Source organism: Bacillus sp. SM2101 (genome assembly GCF_018588585.1).
Taxonomy (GTDB): Bacteria; Bacillota; Bacilli; order Bacillales; family SM2101; genus Nanhaiella; species Nanhaiella sioensis.
In genome coordinates, this window is the sequence record NZ_JAEUFG010000142.1 from 1 (window position 1) to 516 (window position 516).

The window sequence follows — 516 nt, forward strand, 5'->3', positions numbered from 1 at the left end:
TGGCGCTTGTCAGTAATAATACTGAGAGCGCCTTTCTTGATGTTTTGACTAATATTGCTTCAACCAAGATATTTTAGTCACCTCAGTGGACATTGTGTTTACTAAAAACGAGAATACATCAGAGTAATACGGACTGTATCATACCTTATAATCGCAATTATAACGTGGGTTATTGTGGCTCTTATTAAGTAAACATGTTGGAAATTTAGTCGAATAAGTCCTGTATTATGGATAATTTCGCTAATTAACAGAAAAATAGGCTAGCTATATGATGCCAGTCCAAGAAATAAATAACGTTATAAATAGTATATTCTATAAAAATTTTTTAGAGGTGGGAGAACATTTGAATACCTATTTATTTGTAATGACAATGGTTTGTTGGATGTGTATGATGATAGTATGGATAGAGCAGGGTGGAGGTACTGGAATATCAGGTCAAAATACAGCATTCGTTCCTATCGAAGGAAGTAACAATGAACCTCAAATTTTCCAATTAGCTTAATAACAAAATACAAT

1 protein-coding gene is annotated in these 516 nt (G+C 32.8%); it reads left to right on the plus strand.

What is annotated here, in order from left to right; all coding sequences use genetic code 11:
- The first annotated feature begins 343 nt into the window (after window positions 1-343).
- On the plus strand, window positions 344-502 hold the full coding sequence (locus JM172_RS24640; RefSeq protein ID WP_214485001.1) for a hypothetical protein: 159 nt from the start codon (window positions 344-346) through the stop codon (window positions 500-502).
- The last annotated feature ends 14 nt before the right edge of the window (window positions 503-516 follow it).